Annotated in this window: 16 protein-coding genes; 11 read left to right on the top strand and 5 right to left on the bottom strand. The window is 73.2% G+C overall.

What is annotated here, in order from left to right:
* The first annotated feature begins 54 nt into the window (after positions 1-54).
* The 4 genes from hglS to dusB all read left to right on the top strand — a co-directional run bounded on the left by hglS (position 55) and on the right by dusB (position 5,862).
* Positions 55-1,494 carry a 2-oxoadipate dioxygenase/decarboxylase gene (gene hglS, locus ISOVA_RS09850; RefSeq protein ID WP_013839082.1) on the top strand — a complete coding sequence of 480 codons (1,440 nt, stop codon included), beginning with the start codon at positions 55-57 and terminating at the stop codon, positions 1,492-1,494.
* Positions 1,491-3,038 (top strand): L-piperidine-6-carboxylate dehydrogenase, encoded by a 1,548-nt coding sequence (gene amaB / locus ISOVA_RS09845; protein ID WP_013839081.1) that lies wholly within the window; start codon positions 1,491-1,493, stop codon positions 3,036-3,038. Before hglS ends, amaB begins: the two co-directional genes overlap by 4 nt.
* 81 nt (positions 3,039-3,119) lie before the next feature.
* The gene (locus ISOVA_RS09840) at positions 3,120-4,577 is read left to right on the top strand and encodes an alanine/glycine:cation symporter family protein (protein WP_041294840.1); all 1,458 of its coding nucleotides are present in this window, start codon (positions 3,120-3,122) and stop codon (positions 4,575-4,577) included.
* Between the two features lie 31 nt (positions 4,578-4,608).
* The gene (gene dusB, locus ISOVA_RS09835) at positions 4,609-5,862 is read left to right on the top strand and encodes a tRNA dihydrouridine synthase DusB (protein WP_013839079.1); all 1,254 of its coding nucleotides are present in this window, start codon (positions 4,609-4,611) and stop codon (positions 5,860-5,862) included.
* A 31-nt stretch (positions 5,863-5,893) separates the two neighbouring features.
* Here the strand turns inward: dusB and ISOVA_RS09830 are convergent, their stop codons facing one another.
* The 4 genes from ISOVA_RS09830 to ISOVA_RS09815 form a co-directional block, all read right to left on the bottom strand.
* The gene (locus ISOVA_RS09830; RefSeq protein ID WP_233275874.1) at positions 5,894-6,376 is read right to left on the bottom strand and encodes a GNAT family N-acetyltransferase; all 483 of its coding nucleotides are present in this window, start codon (positions 6,374-6,376) and stop codon (positions 5,894-5,896) included.
* Between the two features lie 128 nt (positions 6,377-6,504).
* Positions 6,505-8,280, bottom strand: a complete 1,776-nt coding sequence (locus ISOVA_RS09825; protein WP_013839077.1) for a bifunctional metallophosphatase/5'-nucleotidase — start codon at positions 8,278-8,280, stop codon at positions 6,505-6,507.
* Between the two features lie 321 nt (positions 8,281-8,601).
* Complete coding sequence (locus ISOVA_RS09820) at positions 8,602-10,368, bottom strand: glycoside hydrolase family 13 protein (RefSeq protein ID WP_013839076.1); 1,767 nt, start codon at positions 10,366-10,368, stop codon at positions 8,602-8,604.
* 134 nt (positions 10,369-10,502) lie between these two features.
* Positions 10,503-11,552 carry a LacI family DNA-binding transcriptional regulator gene (locus tag ISOVA_RS09815; protein WP_013839075.1) on the bottom strand — a complete coding sequence of 350 codons (1,050 nt, stop codon included), beginning with the start codon at positions 11,550-11,552 and terminating at the stop codon, positions 10,503-10,505.
* A 226-nt stretch (positions 11,553-11,778) separates the two neighbouring features.
* On the opposite strand from ISOVA_RS09815, the gene ISOVA_RS09810 reads away from it, so the two are divergent.
* From ISOVA_RS09810 to ISOVA_RS09790, 5 genes are read left to right on the top strand one after another with little or no spacing between them, the layout of a single operon-like run.
* Positions 11,779-13,014 carry a sugar ABC transporter substrate-binding protein gene (locus tag ISOVA_RS09810; RefSeq protein WP_013839074.1) on the top strand — a complete coding sequence of 412 codons (1,236 nt, stop codon included), beginning with the start codon at positions 11,779-11,781 and terminating at the stop codon, positions 13,012-13,014.
* On the top strand, positions 13,014-14,669 hold the full coding sequence (locus tag ISOVA_RS09805; RefSeq protein ID WP_013839073.1) for an ABC transporter permease subunit: 1,656 nt from the start codon (positions 13,014-13,016) through the stop codon (positions 14,667-14,669). The genes ISOVA_RS09810 and ISOVA_RS09805 overlap by 1 nt, the downstream gene beginning before the upstream one ends.
* On the top strand, positions 14,669-15,577 hold the full coding sequence (locus tag ISOVA_RS09800; RefSeq protein WP_013839072.1) for a sugar ABC transporter permease: 909 nt from the start codon (positions 14,669-14,671) through the stop codon (positions 15,575-15,577). Before ISOVA_RS09805 ends, ISOVA_RS09800 begins: the two co-directional genes overlap by 1 nt.
* A 1-nt stretch (position 15,578) precedes the next feature.
* Positions 15,579-17,459: a glycoside hydrolase family 13 protein gene (locus ISOVA_RS09795; protein ID WP_013839071.1), complete on the top strand. Its 1,881-nt coding sequence runs from the start codon at positions 15,579-15,581 to the stop codon at positions 17,457-17,459.
* Positions 17,460-17,516: 57 nt separating this feature from the next.
* Positions 17,517-18,326 carry an SGNH/GDSL hydrolase family protein gene (locus ISOVA_RS09790; RefSeq protein ID WP_041295327.1) on the top strand — a complete coding sequence of 270 codons (810 nt, stop codon included), beginning with the start codon at positions 17,517-17,519 and terminating at the stop codon, positions 18,324-18,326.
* Here ISOVA_RS09790 and ISOVA_RS09785 read toward each other — a convergent pair.
* Positions 18,319-18,837: a MarR family winged helix-turn-helix transcriptional regulator gene (locus ISOVA_RS09785; RefSeq protein WP_013839069.1), complete on the bottom strand. Its 519-nt coding sequence runs from the start codon at positions 18,835-18,837 to the stop codon at positions 18,319-18,321. The genes ISOVA_RS09790 and ISOVA_RS09785 overlap by 8 nt on opposite strands.
* Positions 18,838-18,923: 86 nt before the next feature.
* Here ISOVA_RS09785 and ISOVA_RS09780 point away from each other — a divergent pair, with 86 nt between their 5' ends.
* A complete protein-coding gene (locus tag ISOVA_RS09780; protein ID WP_013839068.1) occupies positions 18,924-19,496 on the top strand; it encodes an NADPH-dependent F420 reductase in 573 nt (190 codons plus the stop codon).
* 59 nt (positions 19,497-19,555) lie between these two features.
* A complete protein-coding gene (locus tag ISOVA_RS09775) occupies positions 19,556-19,999 on the top strand; it encodes a DoxX family protein (RefSeq protein WP_013839067.1) in 444 nt (147 codons plus the stop codon).
* The last annotated feature ends 106 nt before the right edge of the window (positions 20,000-20,105 follow it).

Below are 20,105 nucleotides of genomic sequence, written 5' to 3'. Positions count from 1 at the left end.
CACGAGGCCCGCAGGTCGGCACCGGCGACGACGCCGGGCCAGGAAGGAGCAGAGGTGACGTTCGAGCAGGCCTTCGTGGAGCCGTGGCAGCTCCGCGCCGCGTTCGCACGGTCGCTGTCCGACATGTACGGCCGCGAGGTCCCCGCCTACACGACGCTGCTCGAGGTGTCCCACGAGGTCAACCGCGACGTCGTGGCCGCCCAGGGCGCCGACGCCGAGCGCCTCGGGTCGATCGACCGCGTCACGGCGGAGCGGCACGGCGCGATCCGGGTCGGGACGCCCGCCGAGATGAACCAGGTCGCGCGCGTCTTCGGCGCGATGGGCATGCACCCGGTGGGCTTCTACGACCTGCGCGACGCGTCGAGCTCGTCGGTGCCGGTCATCTCGACCGCGTTCCGGCCGATCGAGCGCGACGAGCTGGCCCGCAACCCGTTCCGCGTGTTCACCTCGATGCTCGTCCCGAGCGACCGGCGGTTCTTCAGCGCCGACCTGCAGGCGCGCCTCGAGCGCTTCCTGCAGCGGCGGTCGCTGTTCGGGCCCGAGCTGCTGGCGCTCGCCGACAAGGCCGAGGCCGACGGCGGCCTGCCCGCCGACGACGCGAGCGCGTTCCTGCGCCTGGCCACGGCGGCGTTCGAGCTGTCCCGCGAGCCGGTCGACCAGGCCTGGTACCGCGAGCTCGAGGCCGTGTCGGCCGTCGCCGCGGACATCGGCGGCGTCGCCTCGACGCACATCAACCACCTCACGCCGCGCGTGCTCGACATCGACGAGCTGTACCGGCGCATGACCGACCGCGGCATCACGATGATCGACGCGATCCAGGGTCCGCCGTTGTGGGAGGGGCCCGACGTACTGCTGCGCCAGACGTCGTTCCGGGCGCTCGCCGAGCCGCGCACGTTCCGCACGCCGTCGGGCGAGATCGTCCAGGACTCGCTGCGCGTGCGGTTCGGCGAGGTCGAGGCGCGCGGCATCGCGCTCACGCGCGAGGGTCGCGCCCGCTACGACGCGGCCGTCGTCGAGGCCGACCGCCGCGCCGCCGAGCTGGGCGAGGAGCACACCGGGGCACGCCGCGAGGAGCTGCGGCAGGAGATCGCGCGCGAGGTCTGGCGCGCGACGTTCCCGGCCACCGAGGCCGGGCTCGTCGAGGCCGGGCTCGGCTACTTCACCTACGAGGTGTCCGACGACGGCGCGCTCACGCGCGAGCCGATCGTCTACGAGGACTTCCTGCCGCGCTCCGCGGCCGGGATCTTCCAGTCCAACCTCACCGACGAGGGGTCCAAGGACGCCTCGCAGGCCGCGGAGGAGCGCGACGCCGACTGGATGTCGGGCGCGATCGGCCGCGACCTCCACGACCCGTTCGAGCTGTACGCGCGGCAGGTCCATGCCTCGCTCGAGGCCGCCGCCGCACGCCTGGGGATGGCGCCGGAGACCCTGGCGTCGCGCCCCGCCGGCGCGCCCACCACGACGCCCACCACGACGCAGGGAGCCTCCCGATGACCACCACGACCAGCCAGTCCAGCGCCCTCACGGCCGAGCTGCGCGACGCCGCCACCGCCGCGCTCGGGCGGATCGGCGCCGAGCTGCCCGAGGCGCCCGCCGAGGGCGGGCTCACCGTCTCCTCGCCGCTGTCGGGCGAGCCGATGGTCACGCTGCCCGAGGCCACCGCGGCCGACGTCGAGGCCGCCGTCGCCCGCGCGCACGAGGCGTTCCTCACGTGGCGCTCGGTGCCCGCGCCCGTGCGCGGCCGGGTGGTCAAGCGCCTCGGCGAGCTCCTCACCGAGCACAAGGCCGACCTCGCCGGGCTCGTCACGATCGAGGCCGGCAAGATCACGTCCGAGGCGCTCGGCGAGGTCCAGGAGATGATCGACGTCTGCGACCTCGCGGTCGGGCTGTCGCGCTCGCTCGGCGGGCGCACCATGCCGTCCGAGCGGCCCGGTCACCGCCTCATGGAGCAGTGGCACCCGCTGGGCGTCGTCGGCGTCATCAGCGCCTTCAACTTCCCCGTCGCGGTGTGGTCGTGGAACACGGCCGTCGCGCTCGTGTGCGGGGACACGGTCGTGTGGAAGCCGTCGGAGGCGACGCCGCTGTCCGCGCTCGCGTCGAACGCGCTGCTGCGCCGCGCGCTCACCGAGGCGGGCTTCCCCGCCGAGGTGAGCACCGTCGTCGTGGGCGGGCGCGCGGCCGGCGAGGCGCTCGTGGCCGACCGGCGGGTCGCGCTGCTGTCGGCGACGGGCTCGGAGCGCATGGGCCAGCAGGTCGCGCCCGTCGTCGCCGCGCGCGGCGGGCGGTACCTGCTCGAGCTCGGCGGCAACAACGCGGCGGTCGTCGCGCCGTCGGCCGACCTCGACCTCGCGGTGCGCGGCATCGTGTTCGCCGCCGCGGGCACCGCGGGCCAGCGCTGCACCACCATGCGCCGGCTCATCGTGCACTCGTCGATCGTCGACGACGTCGTCGCGCGGCTCGTGCGCGCCTACGAGGGCCTGCCCGTGGGCGACCCGCGCGCCGAGGGCACGCTCGTCGGCCCGCTGATCGACACCGGCTCGGCCGAGAAGATGCGCGCCTCGCTCGAGGAGGCCGTGGCCGACGGCGGTACCGTCGTCGTGGGCGGCGACCGGGTCGAGGTCGACGGCGCGCCCGGCGCGGCGTACGTGCACCCGGCGATCGTGCGCATGCCGCGCCAGACCGACGTCGTGCGCCGCGAGACCTTCGCCCCGATCCTCTACGTCATGACGTACGAGACGCTCGACGAGGCGATCGCGATGCACAACGACGTCCCGCAGGGCCTGTCGAGCTCGATCTTCACGCTCGACGCCCGCGAGGCCGAGACGTTCCTCTCCGAGGCCGGCTCCGACTGCGGCATCGTCAACGTGAACATCGGCACGTCGGGCGCCGAGATCGGCGGCGCGTTCGGCGGCGAGAAGTCGACCGGCGGCGGGCGCGAGTCCGGCTCCGACGCGTGGAAGCAGTACATGCGCCGCGCGACCAACACGGTCAACTACTCGACCGAGCTGCCGCTCGCGCAGGGAGTCAACTTCGGCTGAGCCGGTGCGCGGGGCCGGTGCCCGACGTCGGGCACCGGCCCCGATCGTGCTCCTGGGGGACCGGTCCTGCACACTGTCCGGATGAACATGCTCAACGACTGGATCCTCGCCGCGGGCGACGGCCTGTGGACGTGGGTCGTGCTGCCCGTGCTCGCGGTGCTCGGCGTGTACTTCACGCTGCGCTCGGGCGTGGTGCAGCTGCAGATGCTGCCGGAGATGTTCCGGACCCTGACGAACGCGACGCCCAAGGACGCCGAGGGCCGGCCGCAGTCGGTCTCGTCCTTCGGCGCGTTCACCATCTCGGCGGCGTCGCGCGTCGGCGTCGGGAACATCGCGGGCGTCGGGACGGCGATCGCCGTGGGCGGCGCGGGCGCGGTGTTCTGGATGTGGCTCATGGCGTTCGTCGGCGGTGCGTCGTCGTTCGTCGAGTCGACGCTCGGCCAGCTGTTCAAGGTGCGCGACGCCGACGGCTTCCGCGGAGGCCCGGCGTACTACATGCAGCACGGCCTCAAGGCCCGCTGGATGGGCGTCCTGTTCGCCGTCATCCTCATCTGCTGCTTCCCGTTCGCGTTCTCGTCGCTCCAGGCCAACACGATCAGCGCCACGGTCGCCTCGACGGCGGGCACCGAGTCGGGCGGCGGGCTCGCGTGGGGCGTCGGCATCGTGCTGGCGGTCCTCACGGGCCTGGTCATCTTCGGCGGCGTGCGGCGCATCGCCCACGTGACGCAGGCCGTGGTGCCGGCCATGGCGCTGCTGTACCTGCTCACGGGTCTCGTCGTCGTGGCGCTCAACGTCGAGCGCGTCCCCGAGGTGATCGCCGCGATCTTCACCGACGCGTTCGGCTTCAACGAGGTCCTCGGCGCGACGCTCGGCACCGTCATCATGCAGGGCGTCAAGCGCGGCATGTTCTCCAACGAGGCGGGCCTCGGCTCGGCGCCCAACGCGGGCGCGACCGCCGCCGTGACGCACCCCGTCAAGCAGGGTCTCGTGCAGTCCCTCGGCGTCTACTTCGACACCTTCGTCGTCTGCTCGGTCACGGCGTTCATCATCCTCGTGACCGCGCCCGACCTCGCGAACGCCGCACCCGGCATCACGCTCACGCAGGAGGCGCTCGTGAGCAGCCTCGGGTCGTGGTCCAACCTGCTGCTCACGGTCGTGATCTTCCTGCTCGCGTTCAGCTCGATCCTCGGCAACTACTACTACGGCGAGGCGAACGTGGAGTTCATCACGCGCTCGCGCCGCGTGCTGCAGGGGTACCGGGTGCTCGTCGTGCTCGCGATCCTCGCCGGCTCGGTGCTCTCGTCCGACATCGTGTGGAACACCGCGGACGGGATCATGGGCGTCATGGCGCTGGTCAACCTCGTCGCGATCGCCCTGCTCTCGGGCCTGGTCTGGCGCCTGCTGGCCGACTACCGCGCGCAGAAGGCCGCCGGCCGCGACCCGGTGTTCACGCGGGCCCAGCTGCCCGACGTCGACGGCGTCGAGTGCTGGGAGGACGAGCACAGCGTGACCGGGGTCGCGCCCGCGGTGCGCACCTGACGCCGCGGGGCGGGCGCGGCCGTTTGTCACAATGGGGGGCGTGACCTCGACCATCGACACCGTCAGCACGACGACGCCGCAGCCCGCCCCCGCGACCGGTGTGCCGTCGTCGGGCACCCGCGTGCTGCCGCCGCTGCAGATCGGGCCGATCACGGTGGACACGCCCGTGGTGCTCGCCCCGATGGCGGGCGTGACCAACCGCGCCTTCCGCACCCTGTGCCGCGAGGCGGGCGCGTCCCAAGGCTTCGACCCGGGCCTGTACGTGGCCGAGATGGTCACGAGCCGCGCGCTCGTCGAGCGCAACGTGGAGTCGCTGCGGATCGTCACGTTCGGCGAGGACGAGACGCCGCGCTCGGCGCAGGTCTACGGCGTCGACCCGGCGACCGTCGGCGCCGCGGTGAAGATCATCGCCGGCGAGGACCGTGCCGACCACGTCGACCTCAACTTCGGGTGCCCCGTGCCCAAGGTGACGCGCAAGGGCGGCGGCTCGGCGCTGCCGTGGAAGAAGCAGCTCTTCACCGACATCGTTCGTGCCGCGGTCGAGGCCGCCGAGCCGCACGGCGTCCCCGTCACCGTCAAGATGCGCAAGGGTATCGACGACGACCACCTCACATACCTCGAGGCGGGCCAGATCGCCGAGTCGCTCGGCGTCGCCGCCGTCGCGCTCCACGCGCGCACGGCCGCCGACTACTACTCCGGGACGGCCGACTGGTCCGCCATCGCTCGGCTCAAGGAGACCGTGCGCACGATCCCGGTGCTGGGCAACGGCGACATCTGGTCCGCCGAGGACGCCGTCCGCATGGTCCGCGAGACCGGGGCCGACGGCGTCGTCGTCGGGCGCGGGTGCCAGGGCCGGCCGTGGCTCTTCGCCGACCTCGCTGCCGCGTTCCACGGCTCCGACCACCGCGTCCGGCCGGGCCTGCGCGAGGTCGCCGAGACCATCTACCGCCACGGCGAGCTCATGATCGACTACTTCGACGGCGACGAGCACAAGGGCGTCCGCGACCTGCGCAAGCACATGGCGTGGTACCTCAAGGGCTACCCGGTCGGGGGCGACGTCCGTCGCGCGCTGGCGATGGTGTCGTCGCTCGCGGAGCTGCGCGAGCTGCTGGGCTCGCTCGACCTGTCGACGCCGTACCCGGGGCCCGACGCGGAGGGGCAGCGCGGCCGCGCCGGCTCACCCAAGACGCCGCACCTGCCGTACGGGTGGCTCGACTCGCGCGAGCTCGACGCCGAGTTCGAGACGAGGCTGCGCGAGGCAGAGCTGAGCGTCTCGGGCGGCTGACGCACCCTGCGGCACGTGCGCGCCGAGCGCGTCAGGCCTGGCGCAGCTCCTTGACGTAGCGGCGGCACGGCACGGGGATGCGCGTGCCGTCCGGGCCCTCGGCGGCGTAGTCGAACGGTCCGTCGTCGCGCCACCCCTGCTTGGCGTAGAACCGCCGGGCCCGCGCGTTGCCCGCGACGACGGCGAGCCAGGCGGTCTCGACGCCGGCCGCGGCGAGTCGGTGCTCGGCGTCGGCGAGCAGGGCCGCCGCGACGCCCGACCCGCGGTGCCCGGCGTCGACGAACAGCTCCTCGAGCTCGTCGCCCACGACGGTCGCGAAGCCCGCGACCTGGCCGTCGACGTCGGCCACGCACGTGCCGGGCACGCGCGCGGCGGCGCGCGGGCCGAAGGACTCGGGCGTGCGCAGGGCGACCAGCTCGTCGGGGACGTGGCCCAGGTGCCCGTCGCGCCAGGCGCGGTACCAGACGTCGGCCACCGCGGGGGCGTCGTCGGGGGTCATGGGGCGTACGCGCACGACGCCAGGGTAGACGAGCACAACGTGGCCGCCGGATACCCGGCTCGAGCACAACGTGGGCGCCGCCATCCGCGAGGATGACGGCTCCCACGTTGTGCTCGGCAGGGGAGTGGGGCGTCAGCCCGGCGTCAGGGCACCCGGACGCCGTCGACCGTCAGCCACCACGACTCGTCCCAGAAGTCGGCGGCGTCGATGACGCCGCGCTCCTGCGCCCAGTCGATGAGGAGCTGGCGGATCTCCTTCTGCTCGTCGTACACGAGCGGCGCCGACGCGATGTGCGGGAACCCGCCACCACCGGAGCGGCGGTAGTTGTTCACCGCGACGACCACCTGCGCGTCGTCGGCGAGCGGGGTGCCGTCGGCGAGCACGAGGTTCTCGATGCGCGACCCGACGGGCTGCGACAGGTCGACCTCGTACTCGACGCCCGCGAGGATGTCGAGGTTGTAGTCCGGGGTGTTGCCCGCCCCCGTGTCGCGCGCCGGGTCGAACGTGCCGCCGGCCGGGACCGTCGCGAAGTACTTGTTGGAGTACTCGAGGTAGTCCTTGACCTGCGCGCCCGTCATCGTCACGGCGTGCAGCGTGTTGTCGTACACGTACAGGCCCGCGATGTCGCGCACGCTCACGTCACCGGCCGGGAACACCGCCGTCCGCGAGAACGGCGCGGCGATCGACAGCACCGGCAGGTCCGCGTACTCGGTGCCCTCGAGCGCGGCGTCGACCGTGTCGGTCTGCACCTTCTGGATGAAGTCGATGATGGGCGTGTCCTCGTAGCGCGACGTCACGGCCGAGAGCTCCTCGGTCGACTGGGCCACGACCTGGTTGACGTAGTCGACCGTCGTCTCGTGCTGCTCGGCCACGAGGTCGAGGATCTCCTGCGACTCGGGGTAGTCCTTGGTGCGGATGGCCGACGCCTCCGCCGCGGCGACGTCCCACTGGCCGCGCACCTTCTCGAGCGAGAGGTCCACGCGCGAGACGGTCGAGCCCCAGCGGTACGGCTGCGTGAGCAGCACGGGCTCGCCCGTGACCTCGTTGGTCACGACCTGCGACGGCCGGTCGAGGTGCGTGTGGCCCACGACCATGACGTCGATGCCGGGCACCGTGCGCGCGATGACGTCCGAGGGGTTCTCGGGCGGTGCGACCGACTCGTCGTACGACGACGCGCCCGTGCCCGCGTGGGACAGCACGACGACGACGTCGGCGCCCGCGGCCCGCACGCGCGGCACCCACGTGGCGGCGGCCTCGGTCATGTCCTGGAACTCGAGGCGGCCCTCGACGTTGCCCTTGTCCCAGATCGCCGAGCCCGGCGTCGTCAGGCCGAGGATGCCGACCGTGACGGGCTTGTGGCCGGGCACGTGGCGGCGCACGAGCGTGTACGGCTCGAGCGCGGGCTCGCCCGTCTCGGCGTCGAGCACGTTGGCGCCCAGCAGCGGGAAGCCCAGGTCGTCCTCGTACGCGTCGAGCAGGTCGAGGCCGTAGTTGAACTCGTGGTTGCCGACCACCTGGGCGTCGTAGCCGATCGCGTCGTACGCGGCGGCCATGGGGTGCACCTCGCCCGTCTCGTGCACGGGCTCCTGGACGGCGTAGTAGTAGCTGAGCGGCGTGCCCTGGATCGCGTCGCCGTTGTCGACGACGAGCAGCTGCTCGGGGCCGACCTCGGCGCGGACGTCGTCCACGACCGACGCGACGGACGCCAGGCCGACGCTGTCCCCGGCCCGGTCGGAGTACGGCGCGTTGCTGAAGTAGTCCCAGTTCGCCACGCGTCCGTGGAGGTCGGTCGTGGCGAGCAGGGTGAGGTCGAGCGTGTCCGACGACGCCGGTGCGGGCGCGGCGGTCGCGAGCGAGACGGGGGCGGCGAGGCTGACGAGCAGCGCGGCCGCCACCGCCGCGGAGGCGCGGTTCTTCACGGTGGTCCCTTCGCAGGATGACTCGGGCGCACGGGTAGTTCGCCCGGGCAGCACCCTAGGGGTCCGCTGTGAACGCGACCACACCCTCCGATGACGCCGAGGTAGCGCGTTCTCCGCCGAGGTAGCGCGTTCTCTGCCGAGGTAGCGCGTTCTCCGTCGAGGTAGCGCACGCCCGCCGGTACCGGCGTCGGGCACTTCGCGCTACCTCGCGGAAGAACGCGCTACCTCGCGGAAGAACGCGCTACCTCGCGGAAGAACGCGCTACCTCGCGGTGGGACGCGCTACCTCGCGGGAGAACGCGCTACCTCGCGGAGGGGTGGGTCAGGCGCGGAACCACACCGTCGTGTCGGTCGGCACGACGCCGTCGACGGGGCCGGAGGCGACGAGGAGCTCGACGCCCTCGGGCAGCACGACCGGCTCCGGCCCGAGGTTGGCGAGCACGACGACGCCGGCGTTGCGGAACGCGATGACGTCCGGCGAGTCGGCGTAGGCGTCGAGCCACGCGAGGCCGCCGTGACCCATGCCCTCGGCGCGGCGCGTCGCCAGGGCGGCGCGGTACATCTCGAACGTCGAGCCCTCGACGCCGACCTGGAGGTCGGCGGCGTAGCGCGCGAACGACTCGGGCTGCGGCAGCCACGTCCTCCCGGTCGGCCCGAAGCCGAAGCCCGGGGCGTCGGCGGACCAGGGGAGCGGCACGCGGCAGCCGTCACGGCCGGCCTCGGCGCCCTGGGTGCGGAAGAACGCGGGGTCCTGGCGCACCTCGGCGGGCAGCGACGTGTGCTCGGGCAGGCCGAGCTCCTCGCCCTGGTAGACGTAGGCCGAGCCGGGCAGGCCAAGCATGAGCAGCGAGGCGGCGCGGGCGCGGCGCAGGCCGAGCTCCTCGTCGGGCTGCGGGTCCGTGGCGAAGATGCCGTTGGGCCGCGCGCCGGGGTCGGCCAGGCCGAGGCGCGACGCGTGACGGACGACGTCGTGGTTCGACAGCACCCAGGTAGTGGGCGCGCCGACCTCGTCGTTCGCGCGGTACGACGCCGCGATGACGGTGCGCAGCGCGCTCGCGTCCCAGCCGGTCGTGAGGAACGAGAAGTTGAACGCCTGGTGCATCTCGTCCGGCCGCACGTAGCGGGCGAGGCGCGACAGCGGCTCGACCCACGCCTCGGCGACGAGGCAGCGGTCGCCGTCGTACTCGGCCAGCACGCGGTGCCACTCGCGGTAGATCTCGTGCACGCCGTCCTGGTCGAACATGGGGCCGTGGTTGCCGGCGCCGGTCGAGCCGTCCTCGGGCGCGCCCGGGTCGACGGCCTCCTCCTCGACGGTGCCCTCGACCATCGCGACGCTGCCGTCCCAGTCGGGCAGACCGTCGGCCTTGACCAGGCCGTGCGCGACGTCGACGCGGAAGCCGTCCACGCCCTTGTCGAGCCAGAACCGCAGCACGTCCTCGAACTCGGCCCGCACCTCGGGGTGCGTCCAGTCGAGGTCGGGCTGCGAGGAGTCGAACAGGTGCAGGTACCACTGCGGGCCGAGCGGGCCGTCGTCCTCGCGGGGCTCGAGGCGCGTCCACGCCGGGCCGCCGAAGATCGACTGCCAGTTGTTCGGGGGCTCCTCGCCGGCGGGGCCGCGGCCGTCGCGGAAGACGTACCGCGCACGCTCGGGCGAGCCGGGCGCGGAGGCGAGCGCGGCCTGGAACCACGCGTGCTGGTCGGACGTGTGGTTCGGCACGAGGTCGACGATCACGCGGATCCCGCGCGCGTGCGCCTGGGCGAGCATCTCGTCGAAGTCCTCGAGCGTGCCGAACAGCGGGTCGACGTCGCGGTAGTCGGCAACGTCGTAGCCCGCGTCCTTCTGGGGCGAGCGGTAGAACGGCGAGAGCCAGACGGCGTCCACGCCGAGCGTCGCGAGGTGGTCGAGGTGCGCGGTGACGCCCGGGATGTCGCCGATGCCGTCACCGTCGCTGTCGGCGAACGAGCGCGGGTAGACCTGGTAGATCACCGCCTCGCGCCACCACTCGCGGGCGGTGTCGCTGCCCACGTGGACGACGGCGCCCGCGGTCAGGGTCTCGGCGGCGGGCGCGGTGGGCTGGGTGCTCGTCATCGCGGAAGTGCTTCCTCACAGGTCGTCGGGCGGTGCAGCGCACGAGTGTAAGCGTTGCTGCAACCTTTTCACCAGGGTGCCCGTCGGAGAGGTCCGGCGGGCGCCCGGGGCCGGGGCGGAAGGCCCCGGTGCGGTCAGTGCGAGCCGCGCGGGGCGGGCCCGGTCGAGCCCCGGACCACGAGCTCCGGGGCGAACAGCAGCTCGGTGCGCGGGGCGCGGTCACCGGCGATCTCGGACAGCAGCGCGCTCACCGCCGCGCGGGCCATGGCCTCCACGGGCTGGCGGACCGTGGTCAGCGGCGGGTCGGTGAACGCGATGAGCGGCGCGTCGTCGTACCCGACCACGGACACGTCCTGCGGCACGCGCAGGCCGCGCGAGCGCGCGGCGCGCACGGCGCCGAGCGCCATGAGGTCCGAGCCGCACACGACCGCGGTGTGCCCCGACGCGACGAGCTCGGCGGCGGCCGCCTGGCCGCCCTCGAGCGTGTAGAGCGTGCTCACGACGTGCGTGCGCGCGTCCTCGGCGTCGGTCGCGAGCCCGTGCTCGACGAGCGCGCGCAGGAACGCCTCGACCTTGCGACGGGCGGGCACGTACCGCTCGGGGCCGATCGCCAGGCCGATGCGCTCGTGGCCGAGCGACACGAGGTGCCGCACGGCCAGGTCGACGCTCGCCGCGTCGTCGGGCGAGACGAACGGCGCGTCGATGCCCTCGGCGTACCCGTTGACCAGGACGATCGGGATGCCCCGGCTGCGCAGCACCTCGTAGCGCGAGTGGTCGGCGCGCGTGTCCGCGTGCAGCCCCGAGACGAACACGATGCCGTCCACCGAGTGGTCGACGAGCGTGTCGACGTACTCGTCCTCGGTCGTGCCGCCCGGCTCCTGCGTGCACAGCAGCGGGGTGTACCCGCGCTCGGCGAGCAGCGACTCGATGGCCTGCGCGAACGCGGGGAAGACGGGGTTGATCAGCTCGGGCACGAGCAGGCCCACGAGCCCCGCCGAGCGGCCGCGCAGCGCCTGGGGCCGCTCGTAGCCCAGCACGTCGAGCGCGGCGAGCACGGCGTGGCGCGTCTCGCTCGCCACGCCCGGCTTGCCGTTCAGCACGCGCGAGACGGTGGCGGTGGAGACGCCGGCCTGCTCGGCCAGGTCGCTCAGACGGGTGCGCACCCGCGGAATTCTAAGAGACATCGGACCTCCTCGTCCCGGTCCGACGGCGGATGTCGTCGCCCTGAGCCGGTCGGGCGGGATCCCGGTCGCCCGGCACGGCTGTAACCGTTGCCGCAACGTTATCGCAAGATCTTGCAATCAGTCTGCAACACCCCTACGTTTCTCCCCAACAGGGCACGACGCCGGGCCCGCAGCCCCGACCAGGGGCACCCGAGTGCCAACCTTCGACGAAGCTGGGAGTACACCGATGCGACGGAGCATCCTTCTTGCCGCCGCGCTCACCTCGACCCTCGCGCTCGCCGCGTGCGGCGGGGGCACCGAGCCGGCCGGCGACGAGACCACCGAGCCGGCCGAGGAGACGAGCGCCCCCGCGGCGAGCGGCTCCCTCACGGTCTGGGTCGACGAGACCCGCGAGGCCGCCGTCCAGGCCGCCGCCGAGGACTTCGAGGCGGAGACCGGCACCACGGTCGAGCTCGTCCAGAAGAACTTCGAGGACATCCGCACCGACTTCCTCGCGCAGGTCCCGACGGGCGAGGGCCCCGACATCACCGTCGGCGCCCACGACTGGCTCGGCGAGCTGACGACCAACGGCGTCGTCGCCCCGATCGAGCTGGGCGACAAGGCCGCCGAGTTCGAGGAGGTCGCGGTCCAGGCCTTCACGCAGGACGGCCAGGTCTACGGCCTGCCCTACGCGATCGAGAACATCGCCCTCATCCGCAACACGGCGCTCGCGGACACCGCCCCGGCGACGTTCGACGAGATGGTCGCGGCCGGCCAGGAGGCGGGCACCAAGTACCCGTTCCTCATCCAGACGGGCACCGAGGGCGACCCGTACACGTACTACCCGTTCCAGACCTCGTTCGGCGCCCCGGTCTTCGCGCAGAACGACGACGGCTCGTACCGTCCCGAGCTGACGCTCGGCGGCGAGAACGGCGAGGCGTTCGCGCAGTGGCTCGCCGACCAGGGCTCCGCGGGCGTGCTGAGCACCGACATCACGTACGACATCGCGGTCGAGTCCTTCAAGAACGGCGAGTCGCCGTTCATCGTCGGCGGCCCGTGGATGCTCGAGCAGTTCGCCGACCTCGAGCTGGCGATCGACCCGATCCCGGCGCCGGGTGACCAGCCCGCCCAGCCGTTCGTCGGCGTCCAGGGCTTCTACGTCAGCGCGCAGAGCCAGAACGCCCTGCTCGCCAACGACTTCCTCGTCAACTACCTGTCCACCGAGGAGGCGCAGGTCGCGCTGTTCGAGGCCGGCGGCCGCCCGCCGGCGCTGACCGCGGCCGCCGACGCCGTGTCGGACGACCCGATCGTAGCGGGCTTCCGCGAGGTGGGCGCCGAGGCCGTCCCGATGCCGTCGATCCCCGAGATGGGCTCCGTCTGGGCCTTCTGGGGCGTGACCGAGGCCAACATCATCTCGGGCCAGGCCCAGCCGGCCGAGGCCTGGCAGAAGATGGTGTCCGACATCGAGGGCGCGCTCGGCTGATGTCCGCCGCGGACTCGAACGTGAGCGCCGCCGTCGTCGCCCCGAGCGATGGCGGCGGCGCCGCATCCGGCACCACGCGCACGCCCCGTCCCCGGCTCCGGTTGGCCCCGAGCCGCGAGGGCTTCGGCGTCGGGTTCGTCGTCAAGCTCGTGCTCATGGGCGTGGTCGACGCGCTCGGGGTCTTCGCGCTCCTGGCGGCGTACTCCGAGGAGTCGTGGGGCATCTTCGCCGCGACGCTGGCGATGCTCGTCGCGGCCAACTGGGTCTACTTCAGCCGGCGCAGCCTGCCGCTGAAGTACATCCTCCCCGGCCTGCTGTTCCTGCTCGTCTTCCAGGTCTACGTCGTCGGCTACACCGGCTACGTCGCCTTCACCAACTACGGCGACGGGCACAACTCGACCAAGGAGCAGGCCGTCGAGGCGCTGCTCGCACAGAACGAGCGCCGCGTCGAGGGCTCGCCCGCGGCGCCGCTGACCGTCGTCGAGAGCGACGCCGGCGAGCTTGGCTTCGCCGTCGTCGACGAGTCGGGCGACGTGCGCGTCGGGTCGGCCGAGCAGCCGCTCGAGGCCGCCCCCGGCGCGACGGTGTCCGACGGCGTCGCGACCGACGTCCCGGGCTGGACCGTGCTCGACCGGGCGCAGGTCCTCGAGCGGCAGCAGGAGGTCACGACGCTGCGCGTGCCCGTCTCGGAGGACCCCGAGGACGGGTCGATCCGCACGCAGGACGCGCGCACGGGGTACGTGTTCCAGCCCGTGCTGGAGTACGACGCCGAGGCCGACACCATGACGGACACGTCGACCGGCGTCGTGTACACGCCCAACGACGAGGGGCAGTTCGAGGCGCCGGACGGCACGACGCTCGCGGTCGGCTGGCGCGTGTCGGTCGGGTTCGACAACTTCGCGACGGCGTTCGGCGACTCCCGCTACTCCGAGCCGTTCGTCAAGATCCTCGCATGGACGTTCGCGTTCGCGCTCCTGAGCGTGGTCTCGACGTTCCTGCTCGGCATGTTCCTGGCGATCGCGTTCAACGACCCGCGCCTGCGCGGCCGCCGGATCTACCGGACGCTCATGATCCTGCCGTACGCGATGCCGGGCTTCCTCGCGGCGCTGCTGTGGGCCGGCATGCTCAACCGCGGCTACGGGTTCGTCAACCAGGTGCTGCTGGGCGGGGCGAGCATCCCGTGGCTCACCGACCCGTGGCTCGCGAAGGTGTCGGTGCTGCTCGTCAACCTGTGGCTCGGCTTCCCGTACATGTTCCTCATCTGCACCGGTGCGCTGCAGTCGCTGCCGGGCGACGTGTACGAGGCGGCGCGGATCGACGGCGCGGGCCGGTGGCGCACGTGGCGCTCGATCACGATGCCGCTGCTGCTCGTCTCGACGGCACCGCTGCTCATCTCGAGCTTCGCGTTCAACTTCAACAACTTCACGCTCATCAAGATGCTGACCGACGGCGGGCCCCGGTTCGCCGACGCGTCGGTGCCCCTCGGGCACACCGACATCCTCATCTCGATGGTCTACAACGTGTCCGGCCTCGACGGCACCGCGCCGCGCAACTACGGCCTGGCGAGCGCCCTGTCGATCGTGATCTTCCTCGTGGTCGGCACGATCTCCGCGATCGCGTTCCGCCAGACCCGCAAGCTCGAGGAGCTGAGCTGATGACGACGACGACCTCGACCACGCGGCAGCACGCGCCCGCCGGGGAGCTGCGCACGCGGATGCCCGCCGGCCGGTGGGCGCGCGAGCTCGGGTGGCGCCACCTGGTGGGCGTGCTGGCCGTGCTGTTCGCCGTCTTCCCGATCGTGTACGTCGTGTCGGCGTCGCTCTCGCCGAGCGGCACGCTCACGGGCTCGAACGCGCTGTTCAGCTCGACGAGCGGCGCCAACTACGCCGAGCTCGGCGACACGCGGTTCTGGACGTGGATGGCCAACACGCTCGTCATCGGCGTCGTCACGGCCGTGGGCACGGTGCTCATGGGCGCAGCCGCGGCGTACGCGTTCTCGCGGTTCCGGTTCACGGGCCGCCGCGTGGGGCTGACGGCGCTGCTCATCATCCAGATGTTCCCGCAGATGCTCGCCTTCGTGGCGATCTTCCTGCTGCTCATCTCCCTCGGCGAGGTCGTGCCGGCCCTGGGGCTCAACTCCAAGCTCGCGCTCGTCGCGGTCTACCTGGGCGGCGCGCTGGGCGTGAACACGTTCCTCATGTACGGGTTCTTCAACACGATCCCGCGCGAGCTCGACGAGGCCGCGAAGATCGACGGCGCCTCGCACGCCCAGATCTACTGGGGCATCATCCTGCGGCTCGTCTCGCCGATCCTCGCCGTCGTGGCGCTGCTGAGCTTCATCAGCACGTTCGGCGAGTTCATCATCGCGCGCGTGCTGCTGCAGTCGGAGGCCAACTGGACCCTGGCCGTGGGCCTCTACGGGTGGGTCTCGTCGCTGCTCGAGGCCAACTGGGGCCTCTTCGCGGCGGGCGCGGTGATCTCGGCGATCCCGGTGCTGGCGCTGTTCCTCTTCCTGCAGAAGTACATCGTCGGCGGGCTCACCGCCGGCTCCGTGAAGGGCTGAGATGCACCTGCTCGACGCGCCGCACCACGACGGCTCGGCGTCGTACGTCCCCGAGGGCACGCCCGCCCTCGGGGACGTGGTGCCGGTCCGCGTCCGCGTCCCGCGGACGGCCGGCGTGCGGGACGTGTGGCTCCGCACGGTCCGCGACGGCGAGCCGCGGCTCACGCCGGCCCGCCGCGACGGGGGCGACGAGCGCGAGGACTGGTACGTCGCCGACGTCGTCGTGCACAACCCGGTCACGCCCTACCGCTTCTTCCTCGACGTCCCGGGCGGCTACCGGTGGCTCGACGGGCGCGGCGTCCACGACCGCGAGGTGCCCGACGCCGGGAGCTTCCGCCTCACCACGCACGCCCCGGCGCCGTCGTGGCTGGGGGAGGGGCTGGTCTACCAGGTCTTCCCCGACCGGTTCGCGCGGTCGGCGGCGGCCGACGCGCGGCCCCTGCCCGACTGGGCCGTGCCCGCGGCGTGGGACGACGAGCCGCTCGGCGCGGGCCCGCACGTCGGGACGCAGCTGTTCGGCGGCGACCTGCCGGGGATCGTCGAGCACCTCGACCACCTCGAGACGCTCGGCGTCCGCACCCTGTACCTCACGCCCGTGTTCCCCGGGCGGTCCAACCACCGCTACGACGCCTCGACGTTCGACCACGTCGACCCCCTGCTCGGCGGCGACGAGGCCTACGCGGAGCTGGCCCGGGCCGTGCACGCGCGCGGCATGCGCCTCATGGGCGACATCACCACCAACCACACGGGCGACGGGCACGAGTGGTTCGCCAGGGCGCTCGCGGACCCGTCGTCGCCCGAGCACGGCATGTACCTCTGGGCGGACGCCCCGCCGGGCACGGCGGGGACCGACGTCGCGCTCCAGGACGACGGCCTCGCGTACGCGTCGTGGCTCGGGCACGGCTCGCTGCCCAAGCTCGACTGGGGCTCGGACGAGACGTGGCGCCGCATGGTCACGGGCGACGACGCGGTCGTCGCGCGCTGGCTGCGCGAGCCGTTCGGCATCGACGGCTGGCGCGTCGACGTCGCCAACATGACCGGCCGGTGGGGAAGCGAGGACCGTACCCACGCCGTCGCGCGGGCCCTGCGCGAGCGGATCACGCGCGAGCGGCCCGACGGCGCGCTCGTCGCCGAGCACTTCCACGACGCCTCGGGCGACCTGCTCGGCGACGGCTGGCACGCCAACATGAACTACACGGGCTTCACGCGCCCCGCGTGGTCCTGGCTCGCGGCCGAGGACTCCGGCGTGCCGTTCCTCGGGCTGCCCACGGCCGTGCCCCGCCGGCCCGCGGCCCGCATGGTCGAGACGATGCGCGAGTTCGCGTCGACCGTGCCGTGGCAGGTCACGGTGCGGCAGTGGAGCATGCTCGGCTCGCACGACACGGCGCGGCTGCGCTCCATCGTGGGCTCGCGCGAGATGGTCGAGGTCGCCGCGGCCCTGCTGTTCACCTACCCCGGCACGCCCGTGGTGTTCGCGGGCGACGAGGTCGGTGCGACCGGCCTCAACGGCGAACACGCGCGGACCACCATGGCGTGGGACCAGGGTGCGCGCGGCGGCGGCCCGCGCTGGGACGCCGCGACGCTCGAGGTGTACCGGTCGCTGTCGCGGCTCCGGGCGGCGTCGCGCGCGCTGCGCGACGGGGGGCTGCGGTGGGCCGTCGTCGAGGACGACGCCGTGGCGTACCTGCGCGAGACGCCCGACGAGCGCCTGCTCGTCGTCCTCGCGCGGGCGCCGTGGTCCGGCGCGCGGCTGCCGCGGCACCTGCTCGCGCCCGGCGCCCGGCCCGAGCTCCTCTACGGCGACCTCGAGCTCACGGTGACCGACGGCGGCCTCGACGTCGCCGGGGACGGGCCGGCGGTCGGCATCCACCGCCTCGCCTGACGCGTCGGCCCGGCGGACGTCCTGCGGGTGGCGCCGGACCCGGGTACGGTCCGGCACATGAGACTCCCATCTCGCTGGTACGAGGGCGTGCCGGTCGCGGTGGTCCTCGCGGCCGCGGGCGCCCTGGTCGGGCCGACCGCCGTGGCGGCGCCGCCCGGGCCCCTGACCTACGACGCGCTGGGCGACTCCTACGCCTCCGGGTACGGCGTCCCCCCGTACGACGGCGCGTGCGGCCGGTCGGAGGCTGCGTACGCCGCCCAGGTGGACGGCAGGGTGCGGATCGACCTCGACGACCTCGCCGCCTGCGCGGGCGCCACGACCGTCTCCATGGTGGGCGGCGGCCAGCTCGACGCCTTCGACGAGGAGACCCGGCTCGTCACGCTCAGCATCGGCGGCAACGACACCGGGTGGTCGCAGGCGGTCACCGCGTGCCTGGTCCGCGACGACGCGAGCTGCACGGCCGCGCTCGACACGGTCACGGGACGGATCGCCACGACGCTGCCGCTCCTCCTCGACCGGGCGTACACGCAGGTCCGCGCCCGCGCACCGCGGGCCGAGGTGATCGTGACCGGCTACCCGCGCCTCTTCTCGCCCGAGCACGGCGCGTACGGCGGCGCCTCGGTCGAGAAGCAGGAGCGGCTCAACGCCGGCGCGGACCTGCTCAACGCCGTGATCGCGCAGGCCGCGGCCCAGCACGGCTTCCGGTTCGTCGACGTCACCGCGCGGTTCGCGGGGCACGGCGTCAACGCGCCGGAACCGTGGATCCTGCCTTCGGGCGACCCGGGCGCGTTCCACCCGAACGCCGAGGGCTACCGGGCCTACGCGACGGCCGTCACGGTGGCGGTCGCGCGGGCCGGCATCAGGTAGCGGCGTCCGGAGCGTCGTCGTCGTACCGGCGGTAGGTCGGCGCCATGGCGCCGGACGGGTCGAGCCGGCCGAGGATCGCCTCGCTGATCGCGGCGAGCTGCTCGACCTGCTCGTCGTCGAGCGCGTCGATGACGTGCTGGCGCACGGTGCGCACGTGCCCCGGGGCCGCCTCCACGACCTTCTGCCACCCGGCCTCCGTGAGGCGCGCGTTGGTCGAGCGGGCGTCGGTCGGGCACGGGAAGCGCTCGACGAGGCCGCGTTCCTCGAGCCGGCGCACGACGTGCGACAGCCGCGGGGGCGTGGCGTTCGTGACGCGCGCGAGCTCGCTCATGCGCAGCGTCCGGTCGTCCGACTCCGAGAGGACGGCGAGCACGTAGTACTCGAAGTGGGTGACGTCGGCGTCGCGCCGCAGCTGGGCGTCGAGCACCCCCGGCAGCAGCTCGAGCACGGCGACCAGCCGCACCCAGGCGCGCAGCTGTGAGCGGTCCAGCCAGGGCACGTCGTCGGTCACGCGTCACGTCCTCGGGAATAGTTGTCGGTACAAGAGTCTTAGGGCTAGTGTCAGTTGTCGTTACAACCAACCGTCAGGAGCACGACATGGCACACCTCAGCATTATCGGTACCGGCACCATGGCACAGGCGATCGCGGACGTCGCGCGCAAGGGCGGCAGCACCGTCGACCTGATCGGGCGCGGCGACACGACGCCGGTCACGGGCGACGTCGTGGTCCTCGCGGTCCCGTACGGGGCGGTCGCCGAGATCGTCGAGCAGCGCGGCGCCGAGCTCGCCGGCAAGGTCGTCGTCGACATCACCAACCCGGTCGACTTCGAGACGTTCGACGGCCTGGTCGTGCCGGCCGACTCGTCCGCCGCCGCCGAGATCCAGGCGGCGCTGCCCGACTCGCGCGTCGTCAAGGCGTTCAACACGACGTTCGCCGGCACGCTGACGGCCGGCACCGTGGGCGACGTCACGACGACGGTGCTCGTCGCCGGCGACGACGAGGACGCCAAGCGGCTCGTGTCGGACGTCGTCGACGCGGCCGGACTCCGCGCGGTCGACGCCGGGCCGCTGCGTCGCGCCCGCGAGCTCGAGGCGCTCGGCTTCCAGCAGATCACGCTCGCCGCGAGCGAGAAGGTCTCGTGGACCGGCGGCTTCGCCGTCGTCGCCTGACCGTCCCTCATCACCCCGTCAGTCACGTCCGTGACGCACACCCCGTCGAGAGGAACCCCATGAATCTCCCCGCCCCTGCCCGTGACCTCGCGGTCCTGCTCGCCCGCGTCGCGCTCGGCGCGATCTTCCTCGCCCACGGCTGGCAGAAGCTCGTGACGAACGGTATCGACGGCACGGCCGCGTTCTTCGAGCAGGTGGGCGTGCCCGCCGCCGCGGCCGCTGCCTGGCTGGTGGCGCTCGTGGAGGTGGTCGGCGGCGCGGCGCTCGTGCTCGGCGTCGCCGTGCCCGTGGTCGGAGCGCTGCTCGTGGTCGACATGATCGGCGCGTTCGCCTTCGTCCACGCGGGAGCGGGCATCTTCGTCGACCAGGGTGGCTACGAGCTCGTGCTCGCGCTCGCCGCGGGCGTCGTGCTGCTCGTCGCCGCGGGAGCCGGGCGGTGGAGCGTCGACCACGCGATCGCCCGTCGCCGCCGGGCCGTCGCCGCCGAGCCCGCCACGGTCTGACCCCCCGCCGACGGCTACGGATCGTCACCGTTCCCGCCCGGATCCGGTGACGATCCGTAGCCGTCGGCGCACGAGGTGGGATGTGTCGGCGGACCCGGACGGGAGC

Source organism: Isoptericola variabilis 225, from assembly GCF_000215105.1.
GTDB classification, from domain to species: Bacteria; Actinomycetota; Actinomycetes; order Actinomycetales; family Cellulomonadaceae; genus Isoptericola; species Isoptericola variabilis_A.
The sequence above is the reverse complement of the archived record's forward strand: the minus strand, read 5'-3'. Positions and strand labels throughout refer to the sequence as shown.

Excerpts from the sequence above, each read along its gene's own strand:
- ISOVA_RS09780 (WP_013839068.1), top strand. The coding sequence starts at position 18,924 with ATGGCACACCTCAGCATTATCGGTACCGGCACCATGGCACAGGCGATC.
- ISOVA_RS09805 (WP_013839073.1), top strand. The coding sequence starts at position 13,014 with ATGTCCGCCGCGGACTCGAACGTGAGCGCCGCCGTCGTCGCCCCGAGC.
- amaB (WP_013839081.1), top strand. The coding sequence starts at position 1,491 with ATGACCACCACGACCAGCCAGTCCAGCGCCCTCACGGCCGAGCTGCGC.
- ISOVA_RS09790 (WP_041295327.1), top strand. The coding sequence starts at position 17,517 with ATGAGACTCCCATCTCGCTGGTACGAGGGCGTGCCGGTCGCGGTGGTC.
- ISOVA_RS09820 (WP_013839076.1), bottom strand. The coding sequence starts at position 10,368 with ATGACGAGCACCCAGCCCACCGCGCCCGCCGCCGAGACCCTGACCGCG.
- ISOVA_RS09810 (WP_013839074.1), top strand. The coding sequence starts at position 11,779 with ATGCGACGGAGCATCCTTCTTGCCGCCGCGCTCACCTCGACCCTCGCG.
- ISOVA_RS09815 (WP_013839075.1), bottom strand. The coding sequence starts at position 11,552 with ATGTCTCTTAGAATTCCGCGGGTGCGCACCCGTCTGAGCGACCTGGCC.
- ISOVA_RS09795 (WP_013839071.1), top strand. The coding sequence starts at position 15,579 with ATGCACCTGCTCGACGCGCCGCACCACGACGGCTCGGCGTCGTACGTC.
- dusB (WP_013839079.1), top strand. The coding sequence starts at position 4,609 with ATGGGGGGCGTGACCTCGACCATCGACACCGTCAGCACGACGACGCCG.
- ISOVA_RS09775 (WP_013839067.1), top strand. The coding sequence starts at position 19,556 with ATGAATCTCCCCGCCCCTGCCCGTGACCTCGCGGTCCTGCTCGCCCGC.
- ISOVA_RS09800 (WP_013839072.1), top strand. The coding sequence starts at position 14,669 with ATGACGACGACGACCTCGACCACGCGGCAGCACGCGCCCGCCGGGGAG.
- ISOVA_RS09840 (WP_041294840.1), top strand. The coding sequence starts at position 3,120 with ATGAACATGCTCAACGACTGGATCCTCGCCGCGGGCGACGGCCTGTGG.